11 protein-coding genes are annotated in these 19,199 nt (G+C 65.3%); 9 read left to right on the top strand and 2 right to left on the bottom strand.

The annotated features are described in order from the left end of the window. The first annotated feature begins 244 nt into the window (after positions 1 to 244). Positions 245 to 2,944: a putative bifunctional diguanylate cyclase/phosphodiesterase gene (locus FAS41_RS16265; protein WP_138524014.1), complete on the top strand. Its 2,700-nt coding sequence runs from the start codon at positions 245 to 247 to the stop codon at positions 2,942 to 2,944. Between the two features lie 132 nt (positions 2,945 to 3,076). After that, positions 3,077 to 3,724 carry a peptide-methionine (S)-S-oxide reductase MsrA gene (gene msrA, locus FAS41_RS16260; protein WP_138524012.1) on the top strand — a complete coding sequence of 216 codons (648 nt, stop codon included), beginning with the start codon at positions 3,077 to 3,079 and terminating at the stop codon, positions 3,722 to 3,724. A gap of 190 nt (positions 3,725 to 3,914) precedes the next feature. Here the strand turns inward: msrA and FAS41_RS16255 are convergent, their stop codons facing one another. Continuing rightward, a complete protein-coding gene (locus tag FAS41_RS16255; protein ID WP_138524010.1) occupies positions 3,915 to 4,751 on the bottom strand; it encodes a 23S rRNA (adenine(2030)-N(6))-methyltransferase RlmJ in 837 nt (278 codons plus the stop codon). 178 nt (positions 4,752 to 4,929) lie between these two features. On the opposite strand from FAS41_RS16255, the gene FAS41_RS16250 reads away from it, so the two are divergent. The 7 genes from FAS41_RS16250 (at position 4,930) to FAS41_RS16220 (ending at position 18,064) form a co-directional block, all read left to right on the top strand. Next, positions 4,930 to 6,732 carry an acyl-CoA dehydrogenase gene (locus FAS41_RS16250; protein ID WP_138524008.1) on the top strand — a complete coding sequence of 601 codons (1,803 nt, stop codon included), beginning with the start codon at positions 4,930 to 4,932 and terminating at the stop codon, positions 6,730 to 6,732. 164 nt (positions 6,733 to 6,896) lie between these two features. Beyond that, complete coding sequence (locus FAS41_RS16245) at positions 6,897 to 7,580, top strand: hypothetical protein (RefSeq protein ID WP_171049497.1); 684 nt, start codon at positions 6,897 to 6,899, stop codon at positions 7,578 to 7,580. Positions 7,581 to 7,680: 100 nt separating this feature from the next. Continuing rightward, a complete protein-coding gene (locus FAS41_RS16240; protein WP_138524004.1) occupies positions 7,681 to 9,423 on the top strand; it encodes a potassium/proton antiporter in 1,743 nt (580 codons plus the stop codon). 84 nt (positions 9,424 to 9,507) lie between these two features. Next, on the top strand, positions 9,508 to 12,870 hold the full coding sequence (mscK, locus tag FAS41_RS16235; protein ID WP_138524002.1) for a mechanosensitive channel MscK: 3,363 nt from the start codon (positions 9,508 to 9,510) through the stop codon (positions 12,868 to 12,870). A gap of 58 nt (positions 12,871 to 12,928) precedes the next feature. Continuing rightward, positions 12,929 to 14,389 (top strand): protein adenylyltransferase SelO, encoded by a 1,461-nt coding sequence (selO, locus tag FAS41_RS16230; RefSeq protein WP_138524000.1) that lies wholly within the window; start codon positions 12,929 to 12,931, stop codon positions 14,387 to 14,389. Between the two features lie 122 nt (positions 14,390 to 14,511). Further along, positions 14,512 to 15,789, top strand: a complete 1,278-nt coding sequence (locus FAS41_RS16225) for a bifunctional O-acetylhomoserine aminocarboxypropyltransferase/cysteine synthase (RefSeq protein WP_138523998.1) — start codon at positions 14,512 to 14,514, stop codon at positions 15,787 to 15,789. 355 nt (positions 15,790 to 16,144) lie between these two features. Continuing rightward, positions 16,145 to 18,064: a methyl-accepting chemotaxis protein gene (locus FAS41_RS16220; protein WP_138523996.1), complete on the top strand. Its 1,920-nt coding sequence runs from the start codon at positions 16,145 to 16,147 to the stop codon at positions 18,062 to 18,064. Between the two features lie 210 nt (positions 18,065 to 18,274). Here the strand turns inward: FAS41_RS16220 and FAS41_RS16215 are convergent. Next, on the bottom strand, positions 18,275 to 19,199 hold a 925-nt coding region (locus tag FAS41_RS16215; protein ID WP_138523994.1), incomplete at its 5' end, for an AAA family ATPase.

Raw genomic sequence — 19,199 nt, 5'->3', positions numbered from 1 at the left:
GCGCCGGCCTTCCTCTCGACGAGCACGCCACGCTCGTACTCTCCAGCCCTGCCGGATGGCGGGGCTTCTTTTTTTGCCGGACAGGCGGTCACGCCTGGCTCCCGCCGCTCGCTCAACTTCGCTCTGTGATGGCCGATACAGTCTTGGCTTGTCATGGCCCCGTGCCTCATGCAAATCTTGCCAACGCCCATAGAAGTCGGGTGGGGCGAAGTACCCCATCCAGCACCCTGGAAATCTCCCGCGCATGAAGAGTCATCCCGATGCCGCCAGCCGTCAGGCGGCCGAGGTTGTCACGCAGCTTCCCGTCCCTTCGAGGCTCGGGATGCTGCGCTTCGAGCGCCTGAATGAACCCAGCTGGACCCTGCTGTTCCTCGACCCCGGTTGTGAGCGGCAGATCGGCGTACCGGCCCAGGACCTCTGCGGCATCCTTGACGCCCCCTACGCCAGCCTGATGGAGCCCGAGGCGCGCCATCGCCTGCATGAGCAGGTGCAGCAGCAACTGCTCAAGGACGGCCGCTACCGGGTGCGCTACCTGCTCCACTCGCCGCGCGGCACGCTGAACGTGCTGGAGGTCGGCGAAAGTTTCCAGCAGCACGGTCGCCAACTGCTCCACGGCTACCTGCTGCAGACCGAGGCGGACGAGCACGAAACCGAACTCGACCCGCGCCTGCTGGACCTGGAAGCGCAGAACATCCGCCTGAAGATGTCCCTGGAGATGTACCAGCGCTCCCAGGACGAACACCTGCAGCACCTGGTGCGCTCGCGCACCCAGCAGAACCTGATCGTGCGCCTGGCGCGGCACCGCTACCTGTCCAGCGACCCGCTGCTCGAAGCCGCCCAGTTGATCGCCCAGGCCGCCTGCGAGGCCTACGACGTGGCCCGCGCCGGCATCTGGCGCCTGCACCCGGACCATCGCCTGGAAGCGGTGACCATCTACCGCCGCGACACCGACCAGTACGAAAAGCCCCAGGACATCGACGCCAGCAATTTCCCCAATTACCTCGACGCGGTCCACAGCGGCCGCGCCATCGACGCCCACAATGCCCAGCAGGACCCGCGCACCCAGGAACTGGCCGCACGCTACCTGCGCCCGCAGGGCATCAGCGCCATGCTTGACGCCACCATCCGCGTCGGCGGCGAAGTGGTCGGCGTGCTCTGCCTGGAACATGTCGGCGAAGTGCGCATGTGGCAGAGCGACGAGATCGCTTTCGCCGGCGAGCTGGCCGACCAGTATGCCCAGGTGTTGATGAACCACGAGCGGCGCAACGTCTCCAGCGCACTGCACCTGTTCCAGCGCGCCGTCGAGCAGAGCGCCAGCGCCTTCCTGCTGATCGACCGCGACGGCCTGGTGGAGTACGTCAACCCGAGCTTCACCGCGATCACCCAGTACGGCGCCGACGAAGTGCGCGGCCGTCGCCTGCCGGAGCTGCCGGCGCTGGCGAACCTCAGCGAGCTGCTGTTCGACGCGCGCTCCACCCTGGTGACGCAGAACAGCTGGCAGGGTGAGTTCCGCAGCCGACGCAAGAACCTCGAGCCCTACTGGGGCCAGCTGTCGCTGTCCAAGGTCTACGACGACAAGGGCGAGCTGACCCACTACATCGGCATCTACGAAGACATCACCCAGAGCAAGCTGGCCCAGCAGCACATCGAGAAGCTCGCCTACCGCGACAACCTCACCGGCCTGGCCAACCGGCACTTCTTCATCAATGCCCTGGAAGAGCGTCTGCAGGTAGGCAGCGAGCACTCGCTGAGCCTGCTGCTGGTGGACATCGACAACTTCAAGCGGATCAACGACAGCCTCGGCCACCAGACCGGCGACAAGCTGCTGGCCAACCTCGCCCGCCGCCTGCGCAGCAGCCTGAGCGACAGCGCCACCCTGGCGCGCTTCGCCAGCAACGAATTCGCCGTGCTGCTGGAAGAGTCCGTGGCCGGCCGTGGCGAGAAGGTCGCCGCGCAGATCCTCGACGTGCTCGACAAGCCGCTGTTCGTCGACAACCAGCTGATCAGCATCACCGGCTCGGTCGGCATCGCCTACGCGCCACAGCACGGCCAGGACCCGCAGACGCTGATGAAGCACGCGGGCCTGGCGCTGCACAAGGCCAAGGCCAACGGCAAGCACCAGGTGCAGACCTTTACCGAGGCAATGACTGCCGAGGCCAGCTACAAGCTGTTCGTCGAGAGCAACCTGCGCCGCGCGCTGGTGCAGGACGAACTGGCAGTGCACTACCAGCCCAAGCTGTGCCTGCGCAGTGGCGCGCTGCTCGGCCTGGAGGCACTGCTGCGCTGGCAGCACCCGGAGAAGGGGATGATCCGCCCGGACCAGTTCATCAGCGTCGCCGAGGAAACCGGGCTGATCATCCCCATCGGCAAGTGGGTGATCCGCCAGGCCTGCCGCCAGGTGCGCGAGCTGGCCGCCAAGGGGCTGGGCGAGCTGCACATGGCGATCAACCTGTCACCCAAGCAGTTCAGCGACCCGGACCTGGTCGGCTCCATCGCCGCGATCCTCCACGAAGAAAGCATTCCGGCCTCTCAGCTCGAGCTTGAACTCACCGAGAGCCTGCTGCTGGACGCCACCGACGACACCCGCCAGCAGCTGGAGCGCCTGAAGAGCCTTGGCCTGACCTTGGCCATGGACGACTTCGGCACCGGTTATTCGTCGCTGAGCTACCTGAAGAAATTCCCCATCGACGTGATCAAGATCGATCGCAGCTTCATCAAGGACATCCCGGACAACCAGGACGACATGGAAATCACCTCGGCGGTGATCGCCATGGCCCACAACCTCAAGCTGCAGGTGGTCGCCGAAGGCGTCGAGACCGCCGCCCAGTTGGCCTTCCTGCGGCGCAACCGCTGCGACATCGGCCAGGGCTACCTGTTCGACAAGCCCATCCCCAGCCACGACCTGTCTTCCAGCCTGCAGCGCTATCCCTGCCGCCCACATTGAGGCGCCCTGGCGCGGCGTGCCCGCAGCCAATCCCGCCAGCGGTATCAAACCTCCCGCAAAGCAAAACAAACGCTGTAATCTTCGGCGAGTACCCGAGTCTATTGCCGCCCCTATTCAGAGGAGACGAATGCCATGACCCTGCGCTCGCAAATACTTGCCCACAAGCTGGAACTGCCTAGCTCCGCCCAGGCCCTGCCCGGGCGCGAGAGTCCGATGTCGGTGCCCGAAGCGCATTACGTCAATGGCCACCCGCTGACCGCGCCCTTCCCGTCGGGCCTGCAGCAGATCGTCCTCGGCATGGGCTGCTTCTGGGGCGCCGAACGGCGTTTCTGGCAGCAACCCGGCGTGTGGGTCACCGCGGTGGGATACGCCGGTGGCTTCACACCGAACCCGACCTACGACGAAGTCTGCTCCGGGCTGACCGGCCACAGCGAAGTGGTACTGGTGGTCTACGACCCGCGTGAAACCACCATCGAGGCACTGCTCAAGGTGTTCTGGGAATCCCACGACCCGACCCAGGGCATGCGCCAGGGCAATGACACCGGTACCCAGTACCGCTCGGTGATCTACTGGTTCGACCAGGCGCAGAAAGCCGCCATCGACGCCAGCCGCGCGGCCTTCCAGAAAGAGCTCAGCACCAAGGGCTACGGCGAGATCACCACGGAGATTCGCGAAGTGCCGCCCTTCTACTATGCCGAGACCTACCACCAGCAGTACCTGGGGAAGGTTCCCTACGGTTACTGCGGCCTCGGTGGCACGGGCGTCTGCCTGCCGGCGTGAGCCGGCTCTTGTAGGAGCGAGCTTGCTCGCGAACCGGCAGCGCAATGAGGCTGTTCGCGAGCGAGCTCGCTCCTACACAGGCGCCGTATCCGCTCGGCGCGTTGCAGACACCGGCCGCGATCGGCCCTGCCCCACGCTGAACCAACACGGTCATAGCCATGAAAAAGCCCCGGCACTGCCGGGGCTTTTTTCATTCGGCGATCAGCCAGTCCACCTGGCTGCTACCTTCGCTCTGCGCCAGGGTCTCGGCCAGCCAGGGCAGCAGGCCGCGCAGCTCTTCGTCCAGCGGCCACGGCGGATTGACGATGACCAGCCCGGAGCCGTTCAGGCGATCGGCCGTCTCGGCCGGGTGCACGCACAGCTCCACGCGGAGCATCTTCGGTGCCGAGCTCTTTTCCAGGCGCTGGTAGAAGCGCTTGAGCTGGCGACGGTCCTTGATCGGATACCAGATCGCGACCACGGTCTGACGCATGCGGCCGATGGCTTCGTCCAGGGCGACCACGCAGCGCTCCAGGTCGTCAGGCTGCTCGAAGGGCGGGTCGATCAGCAGTACACCGCGCTTCTCCGACACCGGCAGAAAGGCACGGGGCAGCAGCCAGCCGTCGCCCTGGTGTACCGAGATGCGGCGCTCGCCGCCCATGTTGGCCTTGAGCAGGCGGCCGTCTTCCGGGTGCAGCTCGTTGAGCAGGACGCGGTCTTGCGGACGGGTCAGGCGGCGCGCCAGCTCCGGCGAGCCGGGGTAGTACTCCAGACCGCCATCGGGGTTGAGCGCACGCACCACCTCCAGGTAGTCCTGCAGCAGCTCCGGTAGGTCATCGCGCTCATACAGTCGGCCGATGCCCGACTCCCACTCGCCGGTGCGGCTGGCTTCATCGCCCAGCAGGTCATACAGGCCGATGCCGGAATGGCTGTCGAGGTAGGCAAAGGGCGTGTCCTTGCGCGCCATCAGCGCGAAGAGACGGGCGAGGACGATGTGTTTCAGCACGTCGGCGTGGTTGCCGGCGTGGTAAGCGTGGCGGTAGTTCATGGATAGCGGACTCCTCAAGGCGCGCAGTTTAGGTCCTGGGGCGGGTGCGGTGCGAGTCCGCCGTCGCCGGGGCCCGCCGGGAGGCCGGGCGTTTTAGCCCTTTATCACGCTCATGGATGATTCTGTGCGCGCTTCATTCACCAGACTAGACTGCGGCGATTCCCACGGAGGTCGATCCATGTCCGAGACCCTGCTCAGCTCCCGCAACCTCGCTTTCGAACTCTACGAAGTGCTCGACGCCGAGGCCCTGACCCAGCGCGAACGCTTCGCCGACCACAACCGCGAGACCTTCGACGCCGCCCTGGGCACCGCCCGCGGCATCGCCGAGGAGCTGTTCGCCCCGCACAACCGCAAGAACGACGAGAACGAACCGCAGTACGTCGATGGCGGCGCGGTACTCATCCCGGAAGTGAAGCCGGCGGTGGACGCCTTCAATGAGGCCGGCTTCCAGAACGCCTCGCGCAGCTTCGAACAGGGCGGCATGCAGCTGCCGCACCTGCTGTCGCGCGCCTGCTTTGCGCACTTCCAGTCGGCCAACATCGCCACCTCGTCGTACCCGATGCTGAGCATGGGCGCCAGCCACCTGATCGAGACCTTCGGCAGCGACGAGCAGAAACGCCTGTTCCTGCAGCCGATGATCGAGGCGCGCTTCTTCGGCACCATGGCGCTCACCGAGCCGCACGCCGGCTCGTCCCTGGCCGACATCCGCACCCGCGCGGAGCCGGCCGCCGACGGCAGCTACCGGATCAAGGGCAACAAGATCTTCATCTCCGGCGGCGACCACCCGCTGTCGGACAACATCGTGCACATGGTGCTGGCCAAGCTGCCGGACGCCCCACCCGGCGTGAAAGGCATCAGCCTGTTCATCGTGCCCAAGTTCCTGGTCAACGAAGACGGCTCCCTCGGCGCGCGCAACGACGTGACCCTGGCCGGCCTGTTCCACAAGATGGGCTGGCGCGGCACCACGTCCACCGCGCTGAACTTCGGCGACAAGGGCGAGTGCGTCGGCTACCTGGTCGGCAAGCCGCACCACGGCCTGGCCTACATGTTCCAGATGATGAACGAGGCACGCATCGGCGTCGGCATGGGCGCCATCATGCTCGGCTACGCCGGCTACCTGTACTCGCTGGAGTACGCCCGCGAACGCCCGCAGGGCCGCCCGGTGGACGCCAAGGACCCGACTGCCGCGCCGGTGTCCATCGTCCAGCACACCGACGTCAAGCGCATGTTGCTGACCCAGAAGGCCTACGTCGAAGGCGCCTTTGACCTCGGCCTGTATGCCTCACGACTGGTGGACGACTGCGAGACGCTGGCGACCGAAGAAGAACGCAAGCAGGCCCACGAGCTGCTGGACCTGCTGACCCCGATCGTCAAATCCTGGCCCTCGGAGTTCTGCCTGAAGGCCAACGAACTGGCGATCCAGATCCTCGGCGGCCACGGCTACACCCGCGAATACCCGGTGGAGCAGTACTACCGCGACAACCGCCTGAACCCGATCCACGAAGGCACCCACGGTATCCAGTCGCTGGACCTGCTGGGCCGCAAGCTGGCGCAAAACAACGGCGCCGGCCTCAAGCAGCTGACCCGCCTGATCAACCAGACCTGCGAGCGCGCCCAGGCGCACGCCTCGCTGGACAAGCTGCGCGAGCCGCTGGAGCAGCTGATGGCACGCCTGTCCGCGACCACCCTGAGCCTGCTCGGCGACCTGATGCAGGGGCGCGTGGCCCAGGGCCTGGCCAACTCGGCGCTGTACCTGAAGGTCTTCGGCCATGCCGTAATCGGCTGGCGCTGGCTGGAGCAGGCCATTCGTGCCGAAGAAGGCCTGGCGCGCGGCGATGCCGCCGATACCGACTTCTACCGCGGCAAGCTGCAGGCCGCGCGCTACTTCCTGACCTGGGAAGTGCCGTCCTGCCACCATGACCTGACGCTGCTCGAAGCTCGCGACGACACCTGTTCCACCATGCAGGACGCCTGGTTCTAGGCCCCCGCATGCCCCTTGTGCCCCGGTCACGTCCGGGGCTTTTTTATGCCCGTGGAAACGTGGGCCCTGGCAGCAATGCTGCAGGACACCGATTGAATTGAAGGAATATTCAGACAGCAACAGCTGACCAGGCCGACAGCGAAGTCGGGGGCGTTTGCCGTTGAATGGCGCCCGCGAAACTTTTCACCTTCATGACCATGGCCGCCTACCCCACCTTCCTCGCCAACGCTTCACGCCGCTGCCTGCATTGGCTGCCCCTGCTTGCCATCACGGTAGCGCTGGGTTGTGTGCTCGCCCTGTTCAACACCGGCCCGGCCGACGCCCTGCCCGAGGGCAACTCGCAGCGCAGCCAGAACGCGTCCCTCAGTTCCACCCCCATCTTCAACGAAGCCAATGACGAGGCCGTCCGGCACGTCGACGATTACCTGAAGAGCATCGATACGGCGATGAGCAACGGGCTCGAGGTCCTGCGCGGCGGCGATGGCAAGTCGATCACCGCGCAGGGCCGTTACTTCAATGCCCTGGTCAATGCGGGCTACGCCCAGTTCGGCTCGTCCTATTACGACCCGCTGGGCAGTTGCGGCGTAGCCGGCAGCTCCGCTCGCCACCTGTGGCACACGCAGGTCCGCGCGATCAGCGGCGAGACGAACATCGCCGGTGAAGTCGGCAAGGCCCGCACCACCTTGCAGCGTGACCGTCAGGCCTGCCTCGACTCCGTCCGGCTGCCGCTGGAGGAGGCCGTTGCCTGGGCGCCCACCCAAGTGACTTCGCCCAGCCTGGTGCCCACCTGGGCCACCAGCGGGGCCTGGCCCGAAACCACCGCCGAGCGGACCTCAACAAACCTTTGACAGCCTTGTAAATCCGCAGGTTAGAATCGATTGGCATGCGGCCTGCATCCTGATCCTTGAGTAGCGTCGCCACTCCCCCATTCTCCAGGAGGTCGACACCTTGGATGCCGTGGCCATCAACAGCTATTTCCTGATCGCTGCGGTGCTGATCGGCATGAGCATCCTGGTCAGCTCGCTGTCTTCGCGCCTGGGCATCCCGATCCTGGTCATCTTCCTTGCCGTGGGCATGATCGCCGGCACCGACGGTCCCGGAGGCATCGGCTTCTCCAACTACCCCATGGCCTACCTGGTGGGCAACCTGGCGCTGGCGGTGATCCTGCTGGACGGCGGTTTGCGCACACGGGTGTCGAGCTTCCGCGTGGCACTCTGGCCGGCCCTGTCACTGGCCACCGCCGGGGTGCTGATCACCGCCGGGCTCACCGGCATTGCCGCCGCCTGGCTGTTCAAGCTGAGCTGGATGGAAGGCCTGCTGATCGGCGCCATCGTCGGCTCCACGGATGCCGCAGCAGTGTTCTCGCTGCTGGGCGGCAAGGGCCTGAACGAGCGGGTTACCGCGACTCTGGAAATCGAATCGGGCAGTAACGACCCCATGGCGGTGTTCCTCACCGTCACCCTGATCGACATGCTTGCCCATGGCGAGAGCGGCCTGTCCTGGAGCTTCCTCTGGCACTTCCTCCGCGAATTCGGCATCGGCTCGGTGCTGGGCCTCGCCGGCGGCTGGCTGCTGCTACAGGTGATCAACCGCATCCACCTGGCCAACGGCCTCTACCCGCTGCTGGCAATCAGCGGCGGCCTGCTGATCTTTGCCCTGGCCAACGCGGTGCACGGCAGCGGCATCCTCGCCATCTACCTGTGCGGCCTGGTGCTGGGCAACCAGCCGATCCGCTCGCGCCACGGCATCATGCACATGCTCGACGGCATGGCCTGGCTGGCGCAGATCGGCATGTTCCTGGTACTGGGCCTGCTGGTCACGCCCCATGACCTGTGGCCAATCGCCCTGCCCGCCCTCGGCCTGGCGCTGTGGATGATCCTCTTCGCCCGCCCGCTGTCGGTGCTGGTCGGCCTGTTCCCGTTCCGCGCCTTCCATGGCCGCGAGAAGGCCTTCATCGCCTGGGTGGGCCTGCGCGGCGCGGTGCCGATCATTCTGGCGGTGTTCCCGCTGATGGCCGGGCTGCCCAACGCCCAGCTGTTCTTCAACGTGGCTTTCTTCATCGTGCTGGTCTCGCTGCTGGTGCAGGGCACCAGCCTGCCCTGGGCCGCCAAGCTGCTGCGCGTGGTGGTGCCGCCGGACCCGGCGCCGATCTCCCGCGCCGGCCTGGAGGTCCACCCCACCAGCGAGTGGGAGCTGTTCGTCTACCACCTCAGCAAGGAAAAGTGGTGCATCGGCGCCGCCCTGCGCGAGCTGAAGATGCCCGAGGGCACCCGTATCGCCGCGCTGTTCCGCGGTACCCAGCTCCTGCACCCGTCCGGCAGTACCATCCTCGAGGCCGACGACATCCTCTGTGTGATCGGCCACGAGCATGACCTCTCGGCGCTGGGCAAGCTGTTCAGCCAGGCGCCGGATCGCGGCCTGAGCGCACGCTTCTTCGGCGACTTCGTCCTCGAAGGTGACGCGCAGCTTTCCGCCGTGGCGTCGCTCTATGGCCTGAAGCTCGAAGGCGTGGACGGCGAACAGAATCTGGGCCGTTTCATCGCCCACGAAATTGGCGGCCAGGCGATCATCGGCGACCAGGTGGAATGGAACGGCCTGACCTGGACCGTGGCCGCGCTGGACGGGAACAAGATCCGCAAGGTCGGGGTCAAATTCCCGGAAGGCCGTCCCGGCCCCGGTCTGTTCCTCTGACCGCCCACCGGCACCCGCTTGCGGGTGCCGGCCTGCCAGCACTACCCTCACTCCACTTTTTTGCACGAGCCGCTGAACGCGACCATGTCATTCCTGCTGCGTACCCTTCTGACCGCCGTCCTCCTGGCCGGCTCGCTCACCGGCCTGCCCGCGCTGGCCGCCGAATCCACCGTGCCGAGCGCCGAGAAGGTGCAGCAGAGCCTCGACGGCCTGGCCGACCGCAAGCTGGCCGACGCCGAGGCCAAGCCGATCAAGGCCAGCCTGGAAAACACCCTCAAGTTGCTGGCCAGCAAGGCTGACAGCGAGAAGCAGCTGGAGGAACTGAACGGCAAGCTGGCCGACGCGCCCAAGCTGATCAACGAGAACCAGAAGGCCCTCACCCGCCTCAAGGCCACCAGCGAAAAACCGGCCAGCCAGCGCTACGGCAGCTACAGCGCCACCCAGCTGGAAATGCTCCTCAACGAGCAGTCCACCCAGCTTGCAGCCTGGCAAAAGGACATGGTCGACGCCAAGAGCGAGATCCTCACCGCGCAGACCCGCCCCGAGCGCGCCCAGGCTGACCTGAGCAAGAACCAGACGCGTCTGCTGGATATCAACACCACGCTCAAGGCTGGCAAGGAAGGCTCGAAGCCGCTCGCCGAGGAGCGCCGCAACGAGCTGCTGGCTGAACAGGCTTCGCTCACGGCGCAGAACCAATTGCTGCGCAAGCAATTGGCGGGCAACAACCTGCTGCTGGACCTCGCCTCCAGCCAGCGCGACCTGCTGGCCGAGCGCATCGGCCGCGAGGAACGCGAGACCCTCGAACTGCAGGCGATGATCAGCGACAAGCGCCGCGAACAGTCGGAGAAGACTGTCGCCGAACTATCCAAGGACAGCAGCCAGGCCGCCGGCACCGACAGCCTGCTGAGTCAGCAGAGCGCAGCCAACCTCAAGCTCTCCGACTACCTGCTGCGCACCACCGATCGCCTCAACACCCTCACCCGGCGCAACCTGGAAGCCAAGCAGCAGCTGGATAACCTGACCCAGGGCGAGCAGGCCCTGGACGAACAGATCAATGTGCTGCGCGGCAGCCTGCTGCTGTCGAAGATCCTCTACCAACAGAAGCAGTCGCTGCCGGTCATCAAGACCGACCAGGACCTCGCCGACGAGATCGCCGACCTGCGTCTGTACCAGTTCGAGCTGAACCAGAAGCGCGACGAGATCAACAACACCCAGGTCTACATCGACAACCTGCTGGCCCAGCAATCGCAGGAAAGCGTCACCCCGCAACTGCGCCATGACCTCGGCGAACTGGTGGACACCCGCCTGGAACTGATGGAGCGCCTCAACCACGAGCTGAACGCGCTCCTCAACGAAGCCATCACCCTGCAGCTGAACCAGAAGCAGCTCAAGGAAACCAGCGACAGCCTGCGCGCCACCCTTGACGAGCAGATGTTCTGGATCCCCAGCAACCGCCCGCTGGATCTGTCGTGGTTCAAGATGACCCCGACCCTGCTGCACCACCAACTGGCCGAAGTGCCCTGGGGCTCGGGGGTGAAGGAGCTGTTCGAAGGCCTGATCGACCGGCCCTTCCTGTTCCTGCCGCTGCTCCTGCTGGTCGCCGGGCTCTTGTGGAAGCGCAAGTTCCTCTACGACAAGCTGGAGTCGCTGAACGACGACATCGGTCACTTCAAGCGCGACAGCCAAGCCCACACCCCACTGGCCCTGCTGCTCGCCGTACTGCTGGCACTGCCCGGCACCCTGGCACTGGCCATCGCCGGCCTCGCGCTGCTGCTCGACGCCCGCGGGCAGAACGCTACCCTGGGCAGCGCGCTGCTGGAGATGGCGCAGGTCTGGCTGGTGTTCTACACCGCGCACCGCATCCTGCGTCCGGGCGGCATCGCCGAGCGGCACTTCCACTGGAGCCAGCCGCAGGTGCTGTTCCTCGGCAAGCTGATGCGCCGACTGGGCCTGGTGGTGATGTCGCTGGTCGCCGTGGTCACCGTCGCCGAGCACGCGCCAGCCTCCCTGGCTGATGACGTGATCGGCATTGCCGTGGTGCTGTTCGGCTACGGCGCCATGACCTGGCTGCTCGCCCAGCTGCTGTTCAAGAGCCCGTCCAGCGAGCGCCCGTCGATGATCAAGATGATCGTCGGCCTGGGCTTCACCGCCCTGCCGGTAGCGCTGTTCCTGGCCGTGGGCTTCGGCTACTACTACACCGCGCTCAAGCTCACCGATCGACTGATCGATACCCTGTTCCTGCTGATGTTCTGGATGGTGGTGGAAGCCACCTTCGTCCGCGGCATGGGTGTCGCCGCCCGCCGCCTGGCCTACCAGCGCGCGCTGTCGAAGCGACAGAACGCACCCAAGGAAGGCATCGAGGGCACCGAGGTGGTCGAAGAGCCGACCCTGGGCATCGAGCAGATCAACGACCAGTCCATGCGCCTGATCCGCCTGGGCCTGCTGATCGGATTCGTGGTCACCCTGTACTGGGTCTGGGCCGACCTGATCAGCGTCGTCTCCTACCTCGACAACGTGACCCTCTACCAGTACACCAGCGGCACCGGCGACGCGGCGTCCACCACGCCGATCAGCCTCAGTGACTTCCTCATGGCACTGGTGATCGCCGCCGTGACCGTGGCCCTGGCGCGCAACCTGCCTGGCCTGCTGGAAGTTCTGGTGCTGCAACGCCTGACCCTGGCCCAGGGCAGCGCCTACGCCATCACCACCCTGCTGTCCTACACCATCAGCGGCATCGGCTTCGTCAGCGCGCTGTCCACCCTCGGGGTGAGCTGGGACAAGCTGCAATGGCTGGTGGCCGCGCTGTCGGTTGGCCTGGGCTTCGGCCTGCAGGCGATCTTCTCCAACTTCGTCTCCGGCCTGATCATCCTCTTCGAGCGCCCGGTACGGATCGGCGACGTGGTGACCATCGGCACGCTGTCCGGCACCGTCAGCCGGATTCGCATCCGCGCCACCACCATCACCGACTTCGACCGCAAGGAAATCATCGTCCCCAACCAGACCTTCATCACCGGCCAACTGGTGAACTGGTCGCTGAGCGATACCGTCACGCGCGTCACCATCAAGATCGGCCTGGCCTACGAGAGCGACCTGCCGCTGGCGCGCAAGATCATGCTCGACGCCGCCCATGCCAACACCCGCATCCTGCGCGACCCGGAGCCGGTGCTGTACTTCACCACCATCAGCGCCAGCACCTTCGACTACGAACTGCGCTTCCATGTGCGCGAACTGGGCGACCGCAACCCGGCGGTGGACGAAACCCTCACCCGCATTGCCCTGGCCTTCCGCGAGGCTGGCATCGACATGGCCTTCAACCAGGTCGACGTGTTCCTGAAGAACTTCCAGGGCCAGGAAGCCCAGGTCATCGTTGGCCAGCAGCAACCCACCGCCACACCGGTGAAGCTGCCCGCAACGCAGAACGAGAAGCCCGCCGGCGACAAGGCCTAAGGGTGGACGCCTTCGGACAAGTCCGAGCACAATGCTCGGACTTGTCCCGGAGATGCGTGTGAAAAAGCTCGACGAACTGACCTTCGATAACCGCTTCGCCCGCCTGGGCGACGTGTTTTCCACCCAGGTCCTGCCCGATCCCATCGCCGACCCACGCCTGGTCGTCGCCAGCCCCGCCGCCATGGCCCTGCTCGACCTCGACGCGAGCGAGGCAGACAACCCGCTGTTCGCGGAAATCTTTGCCGGCCACAAGCTCTGGGAAGAAGCCGATCCGCGCGCGATGGTCTATTCCGGGCACCAGTTCGGCTCCTACAACCCACGCCTGGGCGACGGCCGCGGCCTGTTGCTGGGCGAAGTGGTCAACGACGCCGGAGAACACTGGGATCTGCACCTCAAGGGTGCCGGACAGACCCCCTATTCGCGCATGGGCGATGGCCGCGCGGTGCTGCGCTCGTCGATCCGTGAATTCCTCGCCAGCGAATACCTCACCGCCCTGGGCATTCCCAGCAGTCGCGCACTGTGCGTGACCGGTTCCAGCACCACGGTGTGGCGCGAGTCCAGGGAAACTGGCGCCATGCTGTTGCGCCTAGCGCCCAGCCACGTGCGCTTCGGCCACTTCGAGTACTTCTACTACACCCAGCAGGAAGAACAGCTGCGCACCCTCGGCGAGTTCGTTCTCCAGTCGTATTACCCGCAGTGCCTGGGCGACGAGAAGCCTTACCTCGCGTTCTTCCGCGAAGTCGTCGAGCGCAACGCCGAGATGATCGCCCTCTGGCAGGCCTACGGCTTCTGCCACGGTGTAATGAACACCGACAACATGTCGATCCTCGGCATCACCTTCGACTACGGCCCCTACGCCTTCCTCGACGACTTCGACGCCAACCACATCTGCAACCACTCCGACGACACCGGCCGCTACTCCTTCAGCAACCAGGTGCCCATCGCCCACTGGAACCTCGCCGCCCTCGGCCAGGCGCTGACGCCCTTCGTCGAAGTGGACGACCTGCGCGCCACGCTGGACCTGTTCCTGCCGCTCTACCAGGCGCACTACCTGGATCGGATGCGCCGCAGACTCGGCCTAACCAGCGCCGAAGACGGAGACCTGGAGCTGGTGCAGCGCCTGCTGCAATCCATGCAGAAAGGTGCGGTGGACTATTCGCTGTTCTTCCGCCGCCTCGGCGAACAAGCGCCGGAGCAGGCGCTGGCGGTGGTCCGGGAAGACTTCGTCGACCTCGCCGGTTTCGACGCCTGGGCCGCCGACTACCGGGCCCGAGTTGAGCGTGAAGGCGGCAGCCAGGACGAGCGACGCGCCCGCATGCACGCCGTCAACCCGCTCTACATGCTGCGCAATTACCTCGCCCAGGAAGCCATCACGGCTGCCGAACAAGGCGACTACAGCGTCGTGCGCCGCCTGTATGAAGTGCTCAGCCGGCCCTTCGAAGAGCACCCGGATGCCGAAGCCTTCACCCGTCGCCCGCCGGACTGGGGCAAGCACCTGGAGATCAGTTGCTCGTCCTGAGCCGGTTATAAGCTCAGCGAAAAGCGATCTAGCGGCGCCCCGGCCACATTGCTCCCGGTCATTGACCAGGGCCGGGCGCCGCTCGCATCCTCGGGGCTTTCTGCCACAAGGACGCTCGAACAATGAAACCGGAAACCCTGGCCATCCACGCCGGCTACAGCCCCGACCCGACCACCAAGGCCGTGGCCGTGCCGATCTACCAGACCAGCTCCTACGCCTTCGACGACACCCAGCACGGTGCTGACCTGTTCGACCTGAAAGTCGCCGGCAACATCTACACGCGCATCATGAACCCCACCAACGCGGTGCTCGAGGAGCGCGTGGCCGCCCTGGAAGGCGGCGTCGCGGCGCTGGCCGTGGCTTCCGGCATGGCCGCCATCACCTACGCCATCCAGACCGTCGCCGAGGCCGGCGACAACATCGTCTCGGTAGCCAAGCTCTACGGCGGCACCTACAACCTGTTCGCCCATACACTGCCGCGCTTCGGCATCCAGACCCGCTTCGCGCCGCACGATGACATCGCCGCCCTCGAAGCGCTGATCGACGAGCGCACCAAGGCCGTCTTCTGCGAATCCATCGGCAACCCGGCGGGCAACATCGTCGATCTCCAGGCCCTGGCCGATGCCGCGCACCGCCACGGCGTGCCACTGATCGTCGACAACACCGTCGCCACGCCGATCCTCTGCCGCCCGTTCGAACACGGCGCGGACATCGTCGTGCACTCGCTGACCAAGTACATCGGCGGCCACGGCACCAGCATCGGCGGCATCGTCGTCGACTCCGGCAAATTCCCCTGGGCCGACAACAAAGAGCGCTTCCCGCTGCTCAACACGCCTGACCCGTCCTACCACGGCGTCACCTATACCGAAGCCTTCGGCCCCGCCGCCTTCATCGGCCGCTGCCGCGTCGTGCCGCTGCGCAACACCGGTGCCGCACTTTCGCCGTTCAATGCCTTCCTCATCCTGCAGGGCCTGGAAACCCTCGCCCTGCGCATGGAGCGCCACTGCGAGAACGCGGTGAAAGTCGCCCAGTACCTGCAGGACCACCCCCAAGTCAGCTGGGTGAAATACGCAGGCCTTGCCGATCACCCCGAGCAGGAACTGGCGTTGCGCTACATGGGCGGCAAGCCAGCGTCGATCCTCTCGTTCGGCATCAAGGGCGGGCAGGAAGCCGGCGCACGCTTCATCGACGCACTCAAGCTGGTGGTGCGCCTGGTGAACATCGGCGACGCCAAGTCCCTGGCCTGCCACCCGGCTTCCACCACGCACCGCCAACTCAACGACGAGGAACTGCAGAAGGCCGGCGTGCCGCGTGACATGGTGCGCCTGTCCATCGGCATCGAGCACATCGACGATATCCTCGCTGACCTCACCCAGGCGCTGGACGCGGCCAAGGCCTGACCCAACTCGCCTCGCACGAGTCCCCAAGGGCCTCGTGCGGGCGCCCGCAATATCTCTTTGCCATCATTTCCGGGCGCAGCATCGGACGATTCCGTACAATCCCGCCCAGCGCCGACAGCCAGCGCGTAACCGCACCGCACGACACGCCAGCGAACAGGGATTTCGTCCGCCTTTCCCCCGCCCCTTGTCTTCCGACCCGCCTCCGGCGCGGGCCGGTGGATAACTTTTTCGCCCGTGACCATACGGTTCTGCCCCGACCTGCCGATAGGGTCTTGGCGCGGTCCGCCCGCCTGGCCCCCAACAAGAACAATCTCCGAACGGCCTGACTTCACACAACCTTTCCTGGAGATCGTCAATGAACCGCTGGATTTCCGACTTGAGCGTCAACCTCAAGTTGGCCCTGGGCTTCGGCCTGGTGCTCGCCTTCACCGCCATCCTCGCCATCGTCAGCTGGGTCGGCCTGGGCTCGCTGATCGACCGCAGCAACTGGATGAGCGACATCACCGAGCTGAACTCGCGCCTCACCAAGCTGCGCATCACCCGCCTGCAGTACATGATCGCCGACGGCGCCGAGCAGGAAGCCGCCAACGTCATGAGCACCCTGGCCGACTTCAAGGCCCAGCAGCAGAAACTGCGCGCGTCCTTCGTCAGCCCCGAGAACGTGCGCATGCTCGACCAGCTCGGCGGCATCATCGCCGACTACGAGAAGTCCCTGGCCGCCATGCGCGCCGGCTACCAGAGTGCCGGCATCACCCGCCGCGCCCTGCAGGACAATGCCGCCCGCGCCAATGAGCTGACCGCGCAGATCCAGCAGGACATCCTCAAGGCGCCGGCCGACGAAGAGCGCGCCACCCGCTTCCAGGCCATTACCGGCACCCGCGAGGACCTGCTGCAAGCGCGCTACGACGTGCGCGACTACCTCGCCACCGCCCTCACCAGCAACGGTGACGGCGTGACCCGCCAGCTCGATGAAAGCATCGCCGGCCTGCCGGCCCTGGAAAGCGTGCTCGGTGTCGCCGAAGCGCAATACGTTCAGCAACTCGGTACCGCCCTGCGCACCTACCGCGACGCCGTGCAGACCCTGCGCCAGCACATGGCCGCGATCGTCCAGGCGCGCAAGGAAATGACCGCCCAGGGACAAGACATCGTCAAGATCAGCGAAAATCTCTACCAGTTGCAGCTCGATCGCCGCGACGTCGAGAGCGCCAAAGCTCGCAGTCTGCAGACCCTGGTCACCCTGCTCGCACTGGTGTTGGGCAGCATCGCTGCGCTGATCATCACTCGCCAGATCACCCGTCCGCTGCACGACACCATGGCGGTGGTCGACCGCATCGCTGCCGGTGACCTGTCGCAGAGCATCCAGGTCAGCCGCCGTGACGAACTCGGCCGCCTGCAGCAGAGCATGCAGCGCATGAGTCAGAGCCTGCGCGAGCTGATCGGCGGCATCCGCGATGGCGTCACCCAGATCGCCAGCGCCGCCGAGGAACTCTCTGCCGTCACCGAGCAGACCAGCGCCGGCGCCAACACCCAGAAGGTCGAGACCGACCAGGTCGCCACCGCCATGCACGAGATGTCCGCCACCGTGCAGGAAGTCGCGCGCAACGCCGAACAGGCCTCCCAGGCCGCCTCCGCCGCCGACCACCAGGCCCAGGACGGCGACCGCGTGGTGAACAAGGCCGTCGAGCAGATCGAACGCCTGGCCATCGAGGTCGAGCGCTCCGCCGAAGCCATGCAGCGCCTGGAGCAGGAGAGCGAGAAAATCGGCAAGGTCATGGACGTGATCAAATCAGTCGCAGAACAGACCAACCTGCTGGCCCTCAACGCAGCCATCGAAGCTGCCCGCGCGGGCGAGGCCGGGCGAGGATTCGCCGTGGTTGCCGACGAAGTGCGCGGCCTGGCCCAGCGCACCCAGCAATCCACCGAAGAGATCGAAGCCCTGGTCGCCGGCCTGCAAAGCGGCACTCGCCAGGTCTCCAGCGTCATGCTCGGCAGCCGCGAACTCACCGCCAGCAGCGTCGCCCTGAGCCGCCAGGCCGGCGAGTCGCTGGGCGAGATCACCCGCACCGTCTCCAACATCCAGGCAATGAACCAGCAGATCGCCACCGCCGCCGAAGAACAGAGCGCCGTCGCCGAGGAAATCAGCCGCAGTGTCGTCAACGTCCGCGACGTTTCCGAACAGACCGCCTCCGCCAACGAAGAAGTCGCCGCCTCCAGCGTCGAACTCGCCCGGCTAGGTGGGCAGCTGCAAACCCTGGTCAGTCACTTCCGCGTGTGACCCCAAGGCCGCTGGCAGTCCCAGCGGCCACTGGCCGGAGCGGTCACTTTCGCGCGCTGCTGCCACACCGCAGCGCGCCGAGGCTAATCCGGCCTGATCGGTGCGAGCCAGCCGTCGCCGCTGCAGACACGCTCACACCGTCAGTCTGCCGGCCAACTCATCAGCCGCTACGTCTGCAACAAAGCTGGCCCAGTGAAGAATCAACGCTGGTCAAAAATCGATTTTTCTACCGCCGACTTGCGTCTCGCTACCGCTCTGATCGGCAACCATGGCCGAGGCGCCGACTGCATGTTGATTCGCCCATTCACGAAGCCTTGTAAATTCCTCCTTGCGCATTTTGCTCATGGGGACCAAGCGCGAAATAGTCGTTTCAAAATCAGCCATCGTCAGGTCGCTCGTATCATCGGCGCCAGACATTCTCCGCGAAAAAGCCTCAATCAGCGATTCCCCTACCCAGGCTTCGATTTCAGCACCGGACAGCACGACATCCTTACCAAAATTCGACTCTCCCCCCAGTGCAGCCAACTGGTCCAGGTCAAACTTCTGTGGATCGCGTTTCAACTTCTTCAGGTGAATTTCAAGGATCTTCTTTCTTTCCACTGTTGACGGGAAGTCTACGAAAAATATTTCATCGAACCGCCCTTTCCTCAACAGTTCTGGCGGTAGATTGCCAATATTGTTAGCCGTGGCAAACACGAAGACAGGCGCCGTTTTTTCCTGCATCCAGGTTAACAGCGTGCCGAACACGCGAGACGCCGTGCCACCATCCGATGCTCCGCCGGACGAGCCGGAAAGTCCCTTTTCAATCTCATCGATCCACAAGATGCAGGGAGAAATAGCCTCGGCAGTATGCAGCGCGGAACGAATATTGGACTCTGAAGAACCAACCAACCCCTGGAAGATCTTCCCCATATCAAGACGCAATAACGGCATGTTCCACGAGGAAGATACGCATTTTGCGGTCAGGGACTTACCGCAACCTGGAACCCCGGTTAAGAGCAACCCCTTTGGAGTTCCGACACCGAACGCCTGGGCGGCCTGCCCAAAACACCGACTGCGCAAATTAAGCCACTTCTTGAGCGTTGCCAGTCCGCCAACGTCATCAAGATCCACCTTGGAGTCGATGTATTCCAAG

Source organism: Pseudomonas nicosulfuronedens, from assembly GCF_005877905.1.
GTDB classification, from domain to species: domain Bacteria; phylum Pseudomonadota; class Gammaproteobacteria; order Pseudomonadales; family Pseudomonadaceae; genus Pseudomonas; species Pseudomonas nicosulfuronedens.
This window is presented reverse-complemented; position numbering and strand designations above follow the sequence as displayed.